16 protein-coding genes and 1 tRNA gene are annotated in these 15,153 nt (G+C 66.3%); 9 read left to right on the top strand and 8 right to left on the bottom strand.

The window, feature by feature from the left end:
* From H5T73_11385 to H5T73_11365, 5 genes are all read left to right on the top strand, one after another.
* Positions 1 to 142, top strand: a 142-nt coding sequence (locus tag H5T73_11385; GenBank protein MBC7248363.1) for a transposase, incomplete at its 5' end; no start/stop codon positions are given.
* A gap of 100 nt (positions 143 to 242) precedes the next feature.
* Entirely contained in the window at positions 243 to 965 is a 723-nt protein-coding gene (locus H5T73_11380; GenBank protein ID MBC7248362.1) for a 50S ribosomal protein L25, read from the top strand.
* Between the two features lie 295 nt (positions 966 to 1,260).
* Positions 1,261 to 1,815, top strand: a complete 555-nt coding sequence (locus H5T73_11375) for an aminoacyl-tRNA hydrolase (protein MBC7248361.1) — start codon at positions 1,261 to 1,263, stop codon at positions 1,813 to 1,815.
* A gap of 100 nt (positions 1,816 to 1,915) precedes the next feature.
* The gene (locus H5T73_11370) at positions 1,916 to 2,491 is read left to right on the top strand and encodes a hypothetical protein (GenBank protein ID MBC7248360.1); all 576 of its coding nucleotides are present in this window, start codon (positions 1,916 to 1,918) and stop codon (positions 2,489 to 2,491) included.
* 107 nt (positions 2,492 to 2,598) lie between these two features.
* A complete protein-coding gene (locus tag H5T73_11365; GenBank protein ID MBC7248359.1) occupies positions 2,599 to 3,222 on the top strand; it encodes a hypothetical protein in 624 nt (207 codons plus the stop codon).
* 48 nt (positions 3,223 to 3,270) lie between these two features.
* Here the strand turns inward: H5T73_11365 and H5T73_11360 are convergent, their stop codons facing one another.
* The 5 genes from H5T73_11360 to ispE form a co-directional block, all read right to left on the bottom strand.
* The gene (locus H5T73_11360) at positions 3,271 to 4,236 is read right to left on the bottom strand and encodes a ribose-phosphate diphosphokinase (GenBank protein ID MBC7248358.1); all 966 of its coding nucleotides are present in this window, start codon (positions 4,234 to 4,236) and stop codon (positions 3,271 to 3,273) included.
* A complete protein-coding gene (gene glmU / locus H5T73_11355; protein MBC7248357.1) occupies positions 4,217 to 5,626 on the bottom strand; it encodes a bifunctional UDP-N-acetylglucosamine diphosphorylase/glucosamine-1-phosphate N-acetyltransferase GlmU in 1,410 nt (469 codons plus the stop codon). The genes H5T73_11360 and glmU overlap by 20 nt, the downstream gene beginning before the upstream one ends.
* 257 nt (positions 5,627 to 5,883) lie before the next feature.
* Positions 5,884 to 5,957, bottom strand: a tRNA-Gln gene (locus H5T73_11350).
* A 16-nt stretch (positions 5,958 to 5,973) separates the two neighbouring features.
* Positions 5,974 to 6,264, bottom strand: coding sequence for a septation regulator SpoVG (spoVG, locus tag H5T73_11345; protein MBC7248356.1), 291 nt, complete (start codon positions 6,262 to 6,264; stop codon positions 5,974 to 5,976).
* A 106-nt stretch (positions 6,265 to 6,370) separates the two neighbouring features.
* Entirely contained in the window at positions 6,371 to 7,291 is a 921-nt protein-coding gene (gene ispE / locus H5T73_11340; protein MBC7248355.1) for a 4-(cytidine 5'-diphospho)-2-C-methyl-D-erythritol kinase, read from the bottom strand.
* Between the two features lie 705 nt (positions 7,292 to 7,996).
* On the opposite strand from ispE, the gene rsmA reads away from it, so the two are divergent.
* The gene (gene rsmA / locus H5T73_11335; GenBank protein ID MBC7248354.1) at positions 7,997 to 8,851 is read left to right on the top strand and encodes a ribosomal RNA small subunit methyltransferase A; all 855 of its coding nucleotides are present in this window, start codon (positions 7,997 to 7,999) and stop codon (positions 8,849 to 8,851) included.
* Between the two features lie 123 nt (positions 8,852 to 8,974).
* Here the strand turns inward: rsmA and H5T73_11330 are convergent, their stop codons facing one another.
* Positions 8,975 to 9,217 (bottom strand): AbrB/MazE/SpoVT family DNA-binding domain-containing protein, encoded by a 243-nt coding sequence (locus H5T73_11330; protein ID MBC7248353.1) that lies wholly within the window; start codon positions 9,215 to 9,217, stop codon positions 8,975 to 8,977.
* A gap of 157 nt (positions 9,218 to 9,374) precedes the next feature.
* Between H5T73_11330 and metG the strand changes: the two genes are divergently transcribed.
* Together metG and H5T73_11320 are read left to right on the top strand one after the other, a co-directional pair.
* Entirely contained in the window at positions 9,375 to 10,907 is a 1,533-nt protein-coding gene (gene metG, locus H5T73_11325) for a methionine--tRNA ligase (protein ID MBC7248352.1), read from the top strand.
* 19 nt (positions 10,908 to 10,926) lie between these two features.
* Positions 10,927 to 11,676 carry a TatD family hydrolase gene (locus tag H5T73_11320; protein ID MBC7248351.1) on the top strand — a complete coding sequence of 250 codons (750 nt, stop codon included), beginning with the start codon at positions 10,927 to 10,929 and terminating at the stop codon, positions 11,674 to 11,676.
* An 85-nt stretch (positions 11,677 to 11,761) separates the two neighbouring features.
* On the opposite strand, the gene rsmI is transcribed toward H5T73_11320, so the two are convergent.
* Positions 11,762 to 12,658 (bottom strand): 16S rRNA (cytidine(1402)-2'-O)-methyltransferase, encoded by an 897-nt coding sequence (gene rsmI, locus H5T73_11315; protein ID MBC7248350.1) that lies wholly within the window; start codon positions 12,656 to 12,658, stop codon positions 11,762 to 11,764.
* Positions 12,659 to 12,808: 150 nt separating this feature from the next.
* On the bottom strand, positions 12,809 to 13,150 hold the full coding sequence (locus tag H5T73_11310; protein MBC7248349.1) for a hypothetical protein: 342 nt from the start codon (positions 13,148 to 13,150) through the stop codon (positions 12,809 to 12,811).
* Positions 13,151 to 13,561: 411 nt separating this feature from the next.
* Here H5T73_11310 and H5T73_11305 point away from each other — a divergent pair, with 411 nt between their 5' ends.
* Positions 13,562 to 15,064, top strand: coding sequence for a L,D-transpeptidase (locus tag H5T73_11305; protein ID MBC7248348.1), 1,503 nt, complete (start codon positions 13,562 to 13,564; stop codon positions 15,062 to 15,064).
* The last annotated feature ends 89 nt before the right edge of the window (positions 15,065 to 15,153 follow it).

Here is a 15,153-nt window from a genome sequence, read left to right as displayed (position 1 = left end):
GCTCAACGAGATCCTTTGCAGATGGAATTACGTGTACAATTACGTGAGACCACACCAGAGCCTGGGTTATCTCACCCCCATGGAGTTCCTGAAGGCGTGGATGGAGGAGAGCAAGGATAGGGATGATGTGTTCACCATGTAGTGAACCAGCACAGATTCTTGCGGGGCGGGGTGCGTTTACCTATAATTGTTTAGTCGATCCGCGGCAGCGCGGAAAATGATGACGATAAGAGGTGTTGCAAATGCAGACGTTATTGCAGGCTGCCCGCCGCACGGACAAGGGGAAGCAGGCGGCGAAACGGATGCGGCGGGAGGGACTCATCCCCGCTGTCCTCTACGGGCACAGGTTCGACCCCGTGCTGCTGGCCCTGGAGGAGAAACCCTTCATGGCCGCCCTGAGGCGCGAGAGGGGCCTGCACGGTCTTCTGCGCCTCAATATAGCGGGCGATTCAGAGGAGCATACCGTGGTCGTCAAGGAGGTACAGCGTGACCCCCTCAAGGACCACATTCTCCACGTGGACCTGCAGAAGATACACGCCGACGAGGAGCTGCACGCCGTGGTCTCCCTGCACTTCACGGGCGAACCCGTGGGGGTGAGGTCGGGCGGCATCCTGCAGCACTACCTCTACGAGGTCAACGTGCAGTGCCTGCCGAAGGACCTCCCGGAACACATCACCGTGGACGTGTCCCACCTGGACCTCAAGGAAAACCTGCGTATCGGCGATCTCCCACGCCTCGAGGGCGTGAAGTACCTCAACAAGCCCGAGGAGATAGTGGCCGCGGTCACACCGAAGCGCGTGCGCGAGGCGGCAAGGGCCGTGATGGAACTGTACGCCGAGGAAGCCGCGGAGGAAGCCGCGGAGGAGGCGGCGGAGGAGGCCGCTGAAGAAGGGGTCGCCACGGAGACGGGAGCCGACGCGGAGGAGGCGGTCGGCGCCCCCGAGGAGGAAGCCGGCGGGGAATAGGTGCCCGGCGGGGAATAGGTGCCCGCCGCGGCGCGAAATCCAGTCCTTCCGCAACCCCCACGAGAAACGCGCGGGTACATGCAGCGCGGCTATGGGCATACGGGCGGTAAAGCGCCTTCCTCGCGCGTCGGAGCGTCCCTTGCAGGATGAGGCATGGCCGAGCACGCGGCTTGCAGGCAGGCAGGGGCTCGGGGCAGCCGGGAAAGCGGCCGATGCCGCGCGGGGCACGGCGCGGGTTCCGCGGCGACCGGGCGGGAAGGAAGCGCATTCCTGGCATGCAACAGCGGGAGGGTCGATGTTTCTCGTTCTCGGACTGGGGAACCCGGGGGACAGGTACCGGCACACGAGGCACAACGCCGGTTTCTGGACGGTGGAGACGCTGGCCCGCCGCAACGGGGTCTCCTTCCGGCACGGCCGCCTCTATGACCTGGCCGGGGCCACCATCTACGGCGAGGAGATCTATCTCGCCCGCCCCCTCACCTACATGAACCTCAGCGGCAAGGCCGCCCGCAAGCTGCGCCGCAAGCTGGCCGTGGACCCCTCGCGCATACTGGTGGTGCACGACGATATAGACCTGAAGCCGGGCGCCATCCGCATCCGCAGGGGCGGCTCCTCGGGGGGCCACCTGGGCGTGCAATCGGTGATCGAGGCCCTGGGTACCGCCGACTTCCCGCGCGTACGCGTGGGGGTGGGAAGGCCCCCGGAAGGCATGGACCCGGCAGCGTACGTCCTCGCGGAACTGCGCGGCAGGGAGCTGGAGGAATTCCTCTCCTGGTGCGAGCGCGCGGCATCGGCGGCCGAGTCGGTCATCATGGACGGGCTGGACACCGCCATGAACCTCTTCAACTGAGCGCCGCTGCCCGCCGGCACGGGCCCGAGGGCGGCGGACGCGGGGACGGCCCCGCGCGCGGGAAAGGGAAAAGGCCGCGGGCAAAGAAAAAAGATAGCAAATGAGTTACGGGAAAAAGGTTCTCGCGTACACCGCCGTGCTCGTCGTCCTCCTCGCGGCGACGGGTTGTTCCGGCGGCGGCGACGGCAGGGGCAAGGTGGATGAGGCCGTCTCCATGATCTCCTCCTCCCGGCCCCTGCTCGAGGACCTCCTGGAGCTGGTGGAGCGCTTCGACACCCTGGGAACCCGCTACAGCCAGGTGGAGGAGACCATCGCGGAAGGGAAATCCCTCGCGGAGATGGCCCTGGTAGACGTGGATGAGCTGGAGTCCCGCTACACGAAGGCCGGGGACCTGCTTCGGCAGGTCATGGAAACCGAGGGCGGCAAGTACGCGGAATACGCCCGCCTCGCCCTGGAGGCCGTGGAGATAGAGCTGGAAGCCTTCTCGCGCAACCGGGAGCTTCTCTCCACCGTCACGGACATGCTCGACGTCCTGCCCATGGCGGAGAGCACGGAGCAGCTTTCCTTCTACGTGGACGAGATCGACCGGCTGACGGACGAGATACGCGACCTCCTGCAGAAAGGCTCCCGGGCGGCGGAGGAGGCCGACGCGTATTACAGGAGCGCCGGCCTGTGAGGAAAGTGAAACGGCTTGCATAACGGGCAGGGCGTCACGGGTCGCCGGAAACGCCAAGAGAGCCAGGGCGGCGTAAGGCCTGCCGGGGAAAGGACGGGGATGCGGTGATGGGATGTGCAGAACGTAAGGGAAGTGGAAGGCGAGGGGGCAGAGGGGCGGCGTCTGCGCTTTTCACGTCGTTTCTCGCGGCGGTCCTGGCCCTCGCGTTACCCCTCCTCTCCTCCGGCTGCGGCTCGCAGGCGGCCAGGTATGCCCGGGAAGCCCGCTCCGCGTACATCGGCGCCCGAGCCGTGCTGGCAGAGGTCAAGGAGCTGCCCTCCCGCATGGAACTCCTCCTTCGCAGCGAGGAAGATATCGCTTCGCTCGAGCCCAGGGCACGCGCGTGCGTCGAGGAGGGGAGGAGGCTCGTTTCCGAGGCCTACGCCGCCTTCCGCACCGTGCAGGAGAAATTAAGCCTGCTGGAGGGCGAGAACGAAAAGAAGTTCTCCCCGTACGGCAGTCGACTGGCGACCCTGGTGACCCTGAACGTCGAGGTCGTCAACGCCTACGCGGAATACCTCGGCTTCTGCAACGCCGTCGTGGGAGGACTTCCCTTCCGGGAAGATCCGGGCAAGCTCATGTCCGCCCTCGAAGGCATGGACCGAACGATAAAGCAGGCCCGTGAGCTTACCGGCGAGATCGAGAAAGGGGAAGAGGAAGCCGAGGCGCTCTACCGCGAACTCGCCGGCTGACCCGCCAGGCGCCAGCCCCGCGGCCCGGGCACGCGGCAACCCCACGCCTCAGGGCTGGTTGTCGCCCCCGAAGAGCTCGCTCACCGACTCGTCCTTGAACACGCTGGCGATGGTGTTGGCGAAGACGGAGGCTATGGAGAGTATCTCCACCTTGGAACTGCGCCGCTCGTCCGGGATGGGAAGGGTATCCGTCACCACCACCTTCTTCAGGACGCTTTTGTCCAGCCTCTCCTTGGCGGGGCCGGAGAAAATGCCGTGGGTGGCGCACGCGAAGACCTCCCTGGCTCCCGCGTCTATCAGGGCTTCCGAGGAGGCCACCAGGGTGCCGCCGGTATCGATCATGTCGTCCACCAGGACCGCCGTCTTCCCCGCCACCTCGCCGATGACGTGCATGACCTCCGCCCGGTTATGCCCCGGGCGCCGCTTGTGCAGTATGGCCATGGGCACCCCCAGGTGGTCGGAGTATTTCTTGGCCATCTTCACCCTGCCCGCGTCGGGGGACACGATGACCATGTCGCCGTCGACGTGGCGGGAGACGTAAGAGGCCAGCAGCGGGACGGCGGTGATGTGGTCCATGGGGCCGGAGAAGAAACCCTGTATCTGGCCCGCGTGGAGGTCCATGGTGAGGATGCGGTCGGCACCGGCCACCGATATCATGTCCGCCACCAGCCGCGCGCTGATGGGCTCGCGCGCCAGCGTCTTCTTGTCTTGGCGCGAGTAACCGTAGTAGGGGATGACGGCGGAGATGCGCTTGGCGGAGGCACGGTTGAGGGCGTCGATCATCAGCAGCAACTCCATGAGGTGGTCGTTGATGGGGTCGGAGCAGGTCTGTATCACGAAGGCGTCGCAGCCGCGCACGCTCTCCTCGTAGCGGACATAGAGCTCGCCGTTGCTGAAGGTCTTGAGCTCCACCCTCCCCAGGCTTATGCCCAGGTGGCCCGCTATCTGCCTTCCCAGCTCCGGGTATGACCTCCCGCTGAAGATCATCAACCTCTTACGGGTTATCTCCTTCAAGACCTTCCGCCTCCTCCTTCTTCCTCGCTTTCCTGCTCCTGTATTCCGGCACGTTACGCTGGTGGCTGCGCTCCACACCCAGCGCTCCCGGCGGCACGTCCTTGCTGATGGCGGAGCCGGCCCCCGTCACCGCTCCCCTGCCTATGCGCACCGGGGCGATGAACATGGTGTCGCTGCCGATAAAGGCCTCGTCCTCTATTATCGTCGTGTGTTTCTTCACGCCGTCGTAATTGCAGGTTATGCTCCCCGCCCCGATGTTTACGCCCTCCCCGATCTCCGCGTCGCCCATGTAGCTGAGATGGGGTATCTTGCTGCCCCTCCCCAGCACCGTCTTCTTGGTCTCCACGAAAGTGCCCGCCTTGGAGCCGCTTTTGAGCACGGTGCCCGGGCGCAGGCTGGCGAAGGGGCCCACGGTCACGCCGTCCTCCAGCTCGCTGCCGCGGATCACCGCCTGCTCCGCCACCACCCCCCTGCCCAGCCTGGAATCCACGATCCTCGTCCCCGGACCCAGGACACACCCCTCACCGATCACCGTTTTCCCCTCCAGGATGACCATGGGGCGCAGCAGGGTGTCGCGGCCGATGACAACCTCCCCCCCGATATAGACCGTGGAAGGGTCTTCCATGGTAACGCCTTCCTCCATCCAGCGGCGGTTCAGCCGCTCCCGCATGGCGCGTTCCGCCTGCGCCAGGTGGACACGGGAATTCACCCCCAGCACCTCGACGGGATCCTCGACCGTAAGGGCCGCCAGGCGCCCCCCCTCGGCGGCCAGGATGCCCAGGGCGTCGGTGAGGAAGTACTCCCCTTTCGCATTGTCGGCCTCCAAGCGTGGCAGCACGGAGCGCAGGCGCTCCCAATCGAACACGTAGGTGGAGGTGTTGACCTCGCGTATCTCCTTCTCCCCGGGCGTGGCCTCGCTCTCCTCCGCCACGCCTACCACGGCACCTCCCGCGTCCCTCTTTATCCTCCCGTAGCCGGTGGGGTCCTCCATCACCGCGCACAACATGGTGACCGCCGGCCTCTCGGCTTCGTGCAGCAGGCAGAGCCGGCGCAGGGTGTCGGGCGTGATGAGGGGGGAGTCGGCGGTGAGCACCAGCAGCTCCTCCTCATGGATGAGGGGCGCGGCCACCATCACGGCATGTCCCGTTCCCCTGCGCTCCCGCTGGAAGACGAACTCGGCGCGCCCTTCCAGCTCGGCTTTCACCTCATCGCCGCCGTTTCCCACCACCACCAGGATGCGCCGCACCGTCCCCTCCTCGAGAAGCGCGTGCACGGCATCGATCACCCAGGATATCATGGGCTTCCCGCATACGCGGTGCAGGACCTTGGGCGTTCGCGACTTCATCCTGGTGCCCTCGCCGGCCGCGAGGACAAGGGCGGCACGCGTCAACTCTCTCCCCCTTCCTTATCAACGGCCTTATTTTATCCGACACCCGGTGACAAGAGAAACATCCGTCCGGGATGGTCCCCGCCGTGAGGGAAGCCTCCCGCCCGGTCCCGGGCCTCGCGGGCTCGAACGTCGCGGGCCGCGCCGCTGCGAAAGCGGGCCGGGAGCCCGCACCGTTCCCGCAGGATGAAAACGCGGAGGCCGCCGAGCGGCATCGCTTCCCGCAACGCGAAGAAGGGGGCTTGCGCCCCCGTTTCTCCTGGCTGGGGCGGTAGGATTCGAACCTACGGTCGCGGCTCCAAAGGCCGCTGCCTTACCGCTTGGCCACGCCCCAGCGACAAGCCGAGCGGTCAGACCTCTCCCGAATCCCCTATCTCCTCGCCCTTCTCCCTCTTCATCCTGAAGAACTCGTTGAGTACCGCCCTCTGGATCTTATCCCGCGTCTCCGCGTTGAGCGGATGCGCTATGTCCTTGAAGTCACCGTTCGGCAGCTTGCGCGATGGCATGGCCACGAAAAACCCACGGTCGCCGTCCACCACCCTGAGGTCGTGCACCACGAAGCAGTCGTCGATGATGATGCTCGCGATCCCCTTCACCATGTTCATGTCGATCTCCCGCACGGTTACCCTTGTGATCTCCACGGCTTTCCCCCATCATCGCAATTACCGACCGGAAACATATAAACATATTATGCTTTACCGTTCGCGTTTTCAATAAAGAGTTGCTTCCCTGGACGATCCTGCTCGCTCAGCATCCCGGCCGCCCCTCGCCTTCCGCCTCTTCCTCCGCGAGCGCCGCTCCGTGCGGGCAGAAGGACGCCGTGCACACCCAGGGAGCCGCCTCCCCCATCCTCTTCTCCAGGCGGCTCGCTTCCTCCTCCCCGCTCGCCAGCAGGAAGACGGTGGGGCCGCTTCCGCTCACCAGGGCACCCGCAGCTCCCGCTTCCCGCGCCAGCGCGAGAAGGCGCTCGAGCGAGGGCTCCAGCTCGCACGCGGCTCTCTGCAGGGAATTGTAAAGGAGGTCGGGAAGGCGTCCCATCTCGCCCCTCGCCAGGTATTCCAGCAGTGGATAAGGCCCCCTGCGCGGGGGCCTGTCCCCGCCCACCAGGTCGAAGCGGCGGTACACGTCGGCGGCGGAAAGCTGCTTGCCAGGATTTACCAGAACAACGGGCAGGGGCGGCGCCTGCACCTGCGGGATTATCCTCTCCCCCCTTCCCTCGCCCAGGGCGGTTCCCCCCACCAGGAAAAAGGGCACGTCGCTGCCCAGCGAGGCGGCGAGCCCCATCAACTCCTCCCGCGGCAGGATATCTCCTGCCAGGTGGTTCAGGCCCCGCAGCACGGCGGCGGCGTCCGAGCTCCCCCCTCCCAGGCCTGCAGCCACGGGTATGCGCTTGCGGAGCCGGATGTTCACCCCCCACTCCAGCCGCGCCGCCTCCAGGAAGGCCGTGGCGGCGCGGTGACACAGGTTCTCCTCCCCCGGGGGGGCGTCCCCCTCGACCAAGAGCTCCACGCCCACCCCGCCGTCCTGGACCTCCACCTTGACCAGGTCGCACAGGGCGACAGCCTGCATGACGGTGCGCACGAGGTGGTACCCGTCGGGCCGTAGCTGGCCCACTTCCAGGTAAAGGTTTATCTTGGCCGGCGCCTTGAGACTTAACCCGCCGCGCAAGTCCGCCTCCTCCCTTCCGCGCCTTAAGCTTCCCCCGCCTATCTTACCATTATCTCCCCTCCCCCTCCCCGCTCATCCATGCCGCTTCCCCGCTCCTTGCCGCCCTTCCTCCCGCTTTTCCTTTCGTCCCCTCCCTTCCCCGCCATCTCCCTTCCCCCTCCGCCCCGAGCGCTTTGCCCGACGCTCACTCCAACCCTTCCCTCGCGAGAAATACCCTTTATGCGACCGGTCTTCACCGCATAAAAGACCGGGGGTCGCTCTCCCCCGCCTGGAAATCCGGATCAGGGTGCCTTTTTGCGGATAAGACAAAGGCGCCCGTGCAACCGGATATCGTCGACAACAGCAGCAGGATGGCGAAAAGGAAGGGGGCACACGGGATGCTTTCCGCAGATCTTTCCTTTCTTTCCCCTCTCCCGCTTTCTTTCCCTCCCCCGGCGTCCCTTCCCCTTCTTCTCTCCCGTTCCCCCCGCATCTCCATAGATCTTACGGGCAACAACGTTCCGCTTTCATAAACCCCGCCGGCGGCACGTTTTCGCCCCTTGGCCTCTCGTGTATCATGTGCTTGGAGACCGCCGCGCGGAGAGGGCGCCCAAGACCTCGTCTACCGGGCCGTACGTGCCGCGGCGCGTCGGGAAGGAACGGCGCCGGCGAGCGGCCGGGCGTCGTGCACACGACGATGGTTAGGCCCCGAAAAGGTGAACCGGCATGGGAGAACTTGCCAGGCCCAGCGTTGTGGCCGAGATCCTGGAGAGACACGGCCTGCATCCCTCGCGTTCCCTCGGGCAGCACTTCCTGGTGGACGGCAACATGCTGCGGCTCCTCCTGGACGCCGCGGAACTCTCGCCGCGGGACACCGTCCTGGAGATCGGCCCCGGGTTGGGAACGCTCACCGAGGAGCTCTGCGCGCGGGCGGGACGGGTGGTGGCGGTGGAGATGGACCGTCGTTTCGCGGCCATCCTGCCCGAGGTGCTGGGAGCACCCCGCAACCTGCTGCTGGTCGAGGGCGATGCGTTGCGCCTGGACCTGGCCCACCTCTTCCCTTCCGGCGAGCGGGTCAAGGTGGTGTCCAACCTTCCTTACAACGTGGCCACCCCGCTCATCATCCGCCTCCTGCTCGAGCTCCCGCAGGCCGAGGTCCTGGTGGTCACGGTGCAGAGGGAACTCGCCGACCGTTACCTCGCGGGACCCCGCGGGGACGCCTACGGCGGCGTTGCGGTAAAGGTGCAGACCTTCTGCGACATGCGCCGCGTCTGCCACCTGCCGCCGACCGTCTTTTTCCCGCCACCCCGCGTGGACTCATGCGCGCTGCGCATGGAGAGGAAGGCGAGCGACCTGGCGCCCGGGGAAACGGCGCCGTTCTTCCGCTTCGTGGACGCCTGCTTCTCCTTCAGGCGGAAAATGCTGGTAAACGCGCTCGCGGGCGGCAGGGAGCCCTACCGTCCCCGCTCCCGGGTCGAGGAGGCCCTGCGACGCCTCGGCCTCTCCCCCGCCTGCCGCGCCGAGGAGCTCTCCCGCGACGAGCTCCTGCTGCTCTTCCGCGCCCTCGAGGGGGAGGGGTGATGCCCGGCCGCGACGGGCACGCTCACCCGCTCGCCCCGGCATTCAACACCCGCAAGACGGCAATAAGAAAGAGGGCGGAATGCCTCCGCCCCCGTGCTGGCATGAAGATCCTTTTTACGGCCCCTACTTGCGCTTGAGCTCGTTGATGCACTTCTGGCAGACGCGGGTATTCTTGAAACGTTTGTTGTTCTCCGGGTTGCCGCAGAAAATGCATCCCGGATTGTACTTGCTGAGGACGATGCGCTCCCCCTCCACGTAGATCTCGATGGGATCGCGCTCCTTGATGTCCAAGGTGCGGCGCATCTCCATGGGTATGACGATGCGTCCGAGTTCGTCGATCTTCCTCACGATTCCCGTATCCTTCATATCGCCCACCCTTTCTTCCATACTCACCGGGCTCTCGCAACCCGGACGAGATGCCCTTACCTTGACAATAAAGGGATGTTCCAAGGATATAATTATATGGACAAGGCAGGAGGGATGTCAAGAAATTTTTACCTTTTTTTACATGGGAAGGAAAAAAATGGACAAATCATACTACGTGACCACGCCGATCTATTACGTCAACGACATGCCGCACATAGGCACCGCCTACACCACGGTGGCCGCGGACGCCCTCGCCCGCTACCACCGCCTCAAGGGCGAGGAAGTGTTCTTTCTCACCGGCACCGACGAGCACGGCCAGCACGTCGCCCGCGCCGCCGAGCGCAACGGCGTTTCCCCCCAGGAATGGGCGGACCGCATGGTGACGCACTTCACCGAGGTCTGGAAGCGCCTCAACATAAGCAACGACTTCTTCATCCGCACCACCGACCCCAAGCACATGGAGGTGGCGCGCAACTTCATACAGCTCCTCTACGACAAGGGGGACATCTACCTGGACACCTACGAGGGATGGTACTGCGTTCCCGACGAGTCCTTCTGGCTCCCCTCCCAACTGGTGGATGGAAAATGTCCCCAGTGCGGCCGGGAGGTGGAGATGGTGCAGGAGGAGAACTACTTCTTCCGGCTTTCCGCCTACGCCGAGCGCCTGCTGGAACATATCTCCTCCCACCCCGAATTCATACAGCCGGACATGCGCCGCAACGAGGTGGTCAGCTTCATCAGGCAAGGCCTCGCGGACCAGAGTATCAGCCGCAAGACCATCTCCTGGGGCATCCCCCTGCCCTTCGACGAGAGCCAGGTCATGTACGTGTGGTTCGACGCGCTCATCAATTACATAAGCGCCATCGACTACAGCCTGGACGAGGCCCGTTTCCGCAGCATCTGGCCCGCCGACGTGCACCTCATCGGCAAGGAGATCCTGCGTTTCCACGCCATCGTGTGGCCGGCCATGCTCATGGCCGCGGACCTGCCCCTTCCCCGCCAGGTCTTCGCCCACGGCTGGCTCACGGTGGAGGGCGAGAAGATGTCCAAGTCCAAGGGGAACGTCATCAGCCCCCACGAGCTGGTCGACGAGTACGGGGTGGACGCCTACCGCTATTACTTCCTGCGCGAGTTCTCCTTCGGTTACGACGGCAACTTCTCGCGCGAGAACATGACGGGGCGCTACAACGCGGACCTCGCCAATTCCCTGGGGAACATGGTCAGCCGCGTGCTGGCCATGGTGGAGCGCTATCGCGGCGGCGAGGTGCCCGCTCCCGCGGGCGTCGAGGAGGTCGCGGACGCAGCGCTGCGCGAGAGCGCGGCCATGGCCGTCGCGGAGCTGGACCGCTGCATGGAGCGTTTCGCCTTCAACGAGGCGCTGCAGGCGGTGTGGAACTACCTGGCGGCGGTCAACCGCTACGTGGACGAGACGGCGGCCTGGGACCTGGCCAAGGACCCCGACCGCTCCGACCGCCTGGACACGGTGCTCTACAACCAGGTGGAGGCGGTGCGCATCACCGCCCTGCTGGTGCTCCCCTTCATGCCGGCCACCGGGGAGGGCATCTGGCAGAGGTTGGGTTACCGGCGCCCCGTGCACGAACACCACCTGCCCGCGGCGGCCGCGTGGGGCCTCTTCCCTCCCGGCCAGAGGGTCGGAAAGGGCGGCCCGCTCTTTCCCCGCAAGGCATGACGACCCCGCGGGAGGGAACATGGGCCTGGTCGACACCCACGCGCACCTCGACCTCCTCGAGGAGGACGTGGGCGTCGCGCTGCGCAGGGCCGCCGAGGCGGGGGTCAGCGAGGTGGTGGCCGTCGGCATCGACCTGGAGTCCAGCCGCCGCGCCGTGGAGTTCGCGCACGCCTTCCCGTCCGTTCACGCGGTGGTGGGCATCCATCCCCACGACGCCAGGCATCTCGACCGTGCCACCCTGCGGGCCCTGGCCTCACTGGCGGAAGATCCCCGCGTGGTGGGCATCGGCGAAACGGGGCTCGACTTCTACCGCAACCTCTCCCCCCGTGCCGACCAGGAGAGGGCATTCCGCTCCCTGCTCGAACTGGCGCGGGGACTCTCCCTGCCCGTGGTGGTCCATGACCGTGAGGCCCACGCCGAAACCCTGCGCATCCTGGAGGAATACGCCCCCTTCGAGGGCCGCCTCGTCATGCACTGTTTCTCCGGCGACACGGCCATGGCACGCGCCGTCATGGACCTGGGAGGATATATCTCGGTGGCAGGCCCCGTCACCTTCCCCAACGCACGGCGCCTGCAGGAGGTGGTGAGGGAAACGCCGCTCGAGCGCCTGCTCGTGGAGACCGACTGCCCCTTTCTCTCGCCCCATCCCCACCGGGGAAAGCCCAACGCGCCGGACAGGGTCGTGCTCGTCGCGCGCAAGGTGGCGGAGCTCAAGGGCATCCCTTTCGAGGAGCTCGCCCTCCCCAACCCCTTCTTCCCGCGTCCCTGACGTTCCGCGGCGCCCATGCGCGCGCCGGCACCCGTTACTACCCTTCACCACGCCGCGTGCGGCCCATCATGCCGCGCGCGGGCCATCATGCCATGTCCCCGTTTCCGGGCGCAGCCTCGCATCCCTCGCGCTCCGCCCTCTCGTCCAGCCAGGCGCGGTAGACCTCCCGCTGGGAGACGCCGTGCTTCTGCGCCACCGCGCGCACGGCCTCGCGCGTGGGCAACCCCTCGTCGCGCAGGCGTGTCACCTCCGCCGCCAGCGCGGACAGGGGCTCTTCCGTCCCGCGCTCCGCCGGGGCCACCACTATGGTAAATTCTCCCATGGGTTCACGGCCCGCGAAGGCGCGCAGCACCTCGCGCGCCGTGCCCCGCAACACCTCCTCGTGTGCCTTGGTCAGTTCCCTGGCCACCACCAGCATGCGCTCCGGGGCCAGCTCGGCCAGGTCGCGCAGCGTCTCCAGGATGCGGTGCGGGGCCTCGTAAAAGACGAAAGCCTCCCCCTCCCGCAGCAGCGGCAGCAGGCGCGAGCGGCGCTGCGTGCGCCTGCGGGGAAGGAACCCCTCGCAGCGGAAGCGCGCGAGGGGAAGACCGCAGAGGGCCAGGGCGGCCGTCAGCGAGCTCGCCCCGGGCACCACCTCCACCTCCAGGCCTCTCCGGACGCATTCCCCGACCGCCATGAAACCGGGGTCCGAGACGCCGGGCATCCCCGCGTCGCTCACCAGCGCCACCTTCTTCCCGCGCGCCACCTCCTCCGCGACGGCCGCCGCCTTCTCGCGCTCGTTGTGGCCGTGATAGGAGACGGTCGGGGTATGGATGTCGTAACGGCTGAGGAGCTTGCGGACGCGACGCGTATCCTCGGCGGCGATGACGTCGGCTTCCCGCAGGACGCGCAGGGCGCGCAGGGTCACGTCCTCAAGGTTTCCGATGGGAGTCCCTACCAGGAAAAGCCTGCCTTTCAATACCTCTCCCCGCCTTCGGGTCATGCTGCGGACGCGCGCGGCGGGCGCCTTCCCGCACGGCCGACGCCTCCCGAAAAGGATCACGCCCGTTCATCACGCCCCACACGCGCATCATGCCGATCACGTCGATTATACAACCGGTAGGGAGACGTGAGGGATACGGGCAAAGGGCGGTCACGAGAGAGCGCCGGTGCGCCGCGCGAGCAGCTTCTCCACCAGCTCCATCTGCGCGTTGTAATCCAGCTCCGGCGCTACCTCGGCCAGCCTGTGCAGGATGCGCGCCGTTGCGTAATACATGTAGATGGGCACGGGGCGTGAAGGGACCTTGTAACAGATCCCGTGTTCCGACAGCTCATCGAGTGACCTCTCCACCTCTTCCCTGGCGCGGCCCAGGCGCATGCCTATCCTCTCAGCGCTGTCAACCGTGCCGGGATTGTCCTTGAAAAAGGTGATGAGTTCCAGTTTTATCCTGTCGATGTCCTCGTCTCGTACGATGAACTTTCCTATCCTCGCCAAGTCCTCACCTCTGCCGTCCGCCGGTCGTCTCCGTCCCGGCCTGGCGCGCAAGTCGTCCCGCCTGACAACGTTAAACTGCTTTTTTATTCGGCATCCCGGTCGCCCTTCTTTACCGGGGCCGCATCGACCCCCCGTCCTGCATTCCCGCCGTCCTCCCTCGCCCTCCCTCGCCCCCCCCTCGCACTCCCTCGTCCTTCCCCGCTCTTGCTTGCCCCTCTCTGCCGGGGCCGCATCGCTGCCCTCACCCACATATCTGTCGTCCTCCCTCGCCTCTCTTCGTCCCTCCTCTTCCCTCCTCGTCCTCCCTTCCCGGGACCGCCACGCGCTATTGTTAAACCCGCCGCGTTCACCCATAATTAACCCTGTGCGCGAGCAGGGAAGGCGGCACTAAAGCGAGAAGCAAGGCATGTGATGGAGAAGTCGGGAGGAAGAACGTGGCCGCGCGCGGCGGCGCCGCGGCATTCCATAGAGGGGACGTGGAGGCGGCAGGGGCTTTTCCGCATGGGGGCCGCGCTCCTCCTCGCCTCCTGTTTGCTGGCCACCGTCTTTACCGTGCCCTCCGCCGCGGTCAGCGTGCGCAAATCGATGGTGGTCTCGCTGGCGGAGCAGAAGCTGTACTGCATGGAGAACGGGCGCGTGGTCTACGTCTTCCCCGTCTCCACGGGAACGGGCGCGACCCCAACGCCCACCGGGGACTTCCGCATTCTCTACCACGACTACGCGCACCCCGTCCCCAAGTATCCCGGCACCGTGTGTTATTACTGGATGGGTTTCTTCGAGGATTACGCCCTGCATGCCTGGCCCACGTACAACGGCGTGCAGGGGAACTACGCGGGCCTGGGAAGCCCCGCCTCGCACGGCTGCATAAGGTTGCATCCCGATCAGGCGCATATCCCCTACTACTGGGCCCCTAACGGCACCCCCATCTCCATCATCCCCGGCCGTTTCCAGCCACCCCCGCAGCCCATACGCGGGGGGCATGCGGCGGCGGCCGTGCGGGAGGCCTCCGAAGAGTGGTACTTCGCCGAGGGGTACACGGGGGAGGGCTTCGACGAGTACCTGGTGGTGCTCAACCCCTGGGACGATCACGCCGTCACCTGCTTCGACTTCATGCTGCCCGACGGCGGCGTGCGCCCCTTCACCTTCACCGCCGCCCCCCACAGCCGCATGACGGTGCACGTGGACGCCCTGCCGGGGCTGGGGAACACCGACGTGTCGGTGCGCATAACCTCCACCCGGCCGGTGGTGGCGGAGAGGGCCGTTTACTTCGAATACCACGGGAAGACGGGAGGGCACGCGACGGCGGGGCTGACGCAGCTCCGCGACCGCTGGTACTTCGCCGAGGGGTACACGGGGGAGGGCTTCGACGAGTACCTGGTGGTGCTCAACCCCGGGGACGATCACGCCGTCACCTGCTTCGACTTCATGCTGCCCGACGGCGGCGTGCGCCCCTTCACCTTCACCGCCGCCCCCCACAGCCGCATGACGGTGCACGTGGACGCCCTGCCGGGGCTGGGGAACACCGACGTGTCGGTGCGCATAACCTCCACCCGGCCGGTGGTGGCGGAGAGGGCCGTTTACTTCGGTTACCGCGAGTGCCCCGGCGGCCACGCGGAACTGGGCCGCAGGGAGCTTTCCAGGGTGCACCTCCTGGCGGAGGGATACACCTCTCCCTTCTTCGACACCTGGATAACCATCATGAACCCGGGGGACGCCGACACCGGCGCGTCCGTCACCTTCATGAAGAACGACGGCGGCCTGGTCCCCCTTTCCCTGTTTGTCCCCGCGCACAGCCGCGCCACCCTCAAGGCGAACGAGGTCCCGGGGCTGGAGAACCAGGAGTTCTCGCTGCGGGTGGAGATGGGTGAGCCCTGTCTCGTGGAGCGCGTGGTGTACTTCAACTATCCGCGTTGAGCGGGGCTATCCACGTTGGGAGGGACCCGCGGCGAGGCGGCCCCGGCGGCACATGCGGAGAAAACGAGCGGGCGCGGCCGCCCCGACGG

It is taken from the genome of Actinomycetota bacterium (genome assembly GCA_014360655.1).
Taxonomy (GTDB): Bacteria; Actinomycetota; Geothermincolia; order Geothermincolales; family RBG-13-55-18; genus JACIXC01.
Note: the sequence above shows the minus strand (reverse complement) of the source record. Positions and strands in the feature narration are given on the sequence as shown.

What these genes read in the sequence shown, in the direction of transcription:
- H5T73_11305 (MBC7248348.1), top strand. Translation starts at nt 13,562, where the DNA reads ATGGAGAAGTCGGGAGGAAGAACGTGGCCGCGCGCGGCGGCGCCGCGG.
- H5T73_11380 (MBC7248362.1), top strand. Translation starts at nt 243, where the DNA reads ATGCAGACGTTATTGCAGGCTGCCCGCCGCACGGACAAGGGGAAGCAG.
- metG (MBC7248352.1), top strand. Translation starts at nt 9,375, where the DNA reads ATGGACAAATCATACTACGTGACCACGCCGATCTATTACGTCAACGAC.
- H5T73_11330 (MBC7248353.1), bottom strand. Translation starts at nt 9,217, where the DNA reads ATGAAGGATACGGGAATCGTGAGGAAGATCGACGAACTCGGACGCATC.
- H5T73_11320 (MBC7248351.1), top strand. Translation starts at nt 10,927, where the DNA reads ATGGGCCTGGTCGACACCCACGCGCACCTCGACCTCCTCGAGGAGGAC.
- H5T73_11370 (MBC7248360.1), top strand. Translation starts at nt 1,916, where the DNA reads ATGAGTTACGGGAAAAAGGTTCTCGCGTACACCGCCGTGCTCGTCGTC.
- H5T73_11365 (MBC7248359.1), top strand. Translation starts at nt 2,599, where the DNA reads ATGGGATGTGCAGAACGTAAGGGAAGTGGAAGGCGAGGGGGCAGAGGG.
- rsmI (MBC7248350.1), bottom strand. Translation starts at nt 12,658, where the DNA reads ATGACCCGAAGGCGGGGAGAGGTATTGAAAGGCAGGCTTTTCCTGGTA.
- H5T73_11375 (MBC7248361.1), top strand. Translation starts at nt 1,261, where the DNA reads ATGTTTCTCGTTCTCGGACTGGGGAACCCGGGGGACAGGTACCGGCAC.
- rsmA (MBC7248354.1), top strand. Translation starts at nt 7,997, where the DNA reads ATGGGAGAACTTGCCAGGCCCAGCGTTGTGGCCGAGATCCTGGAGAGA.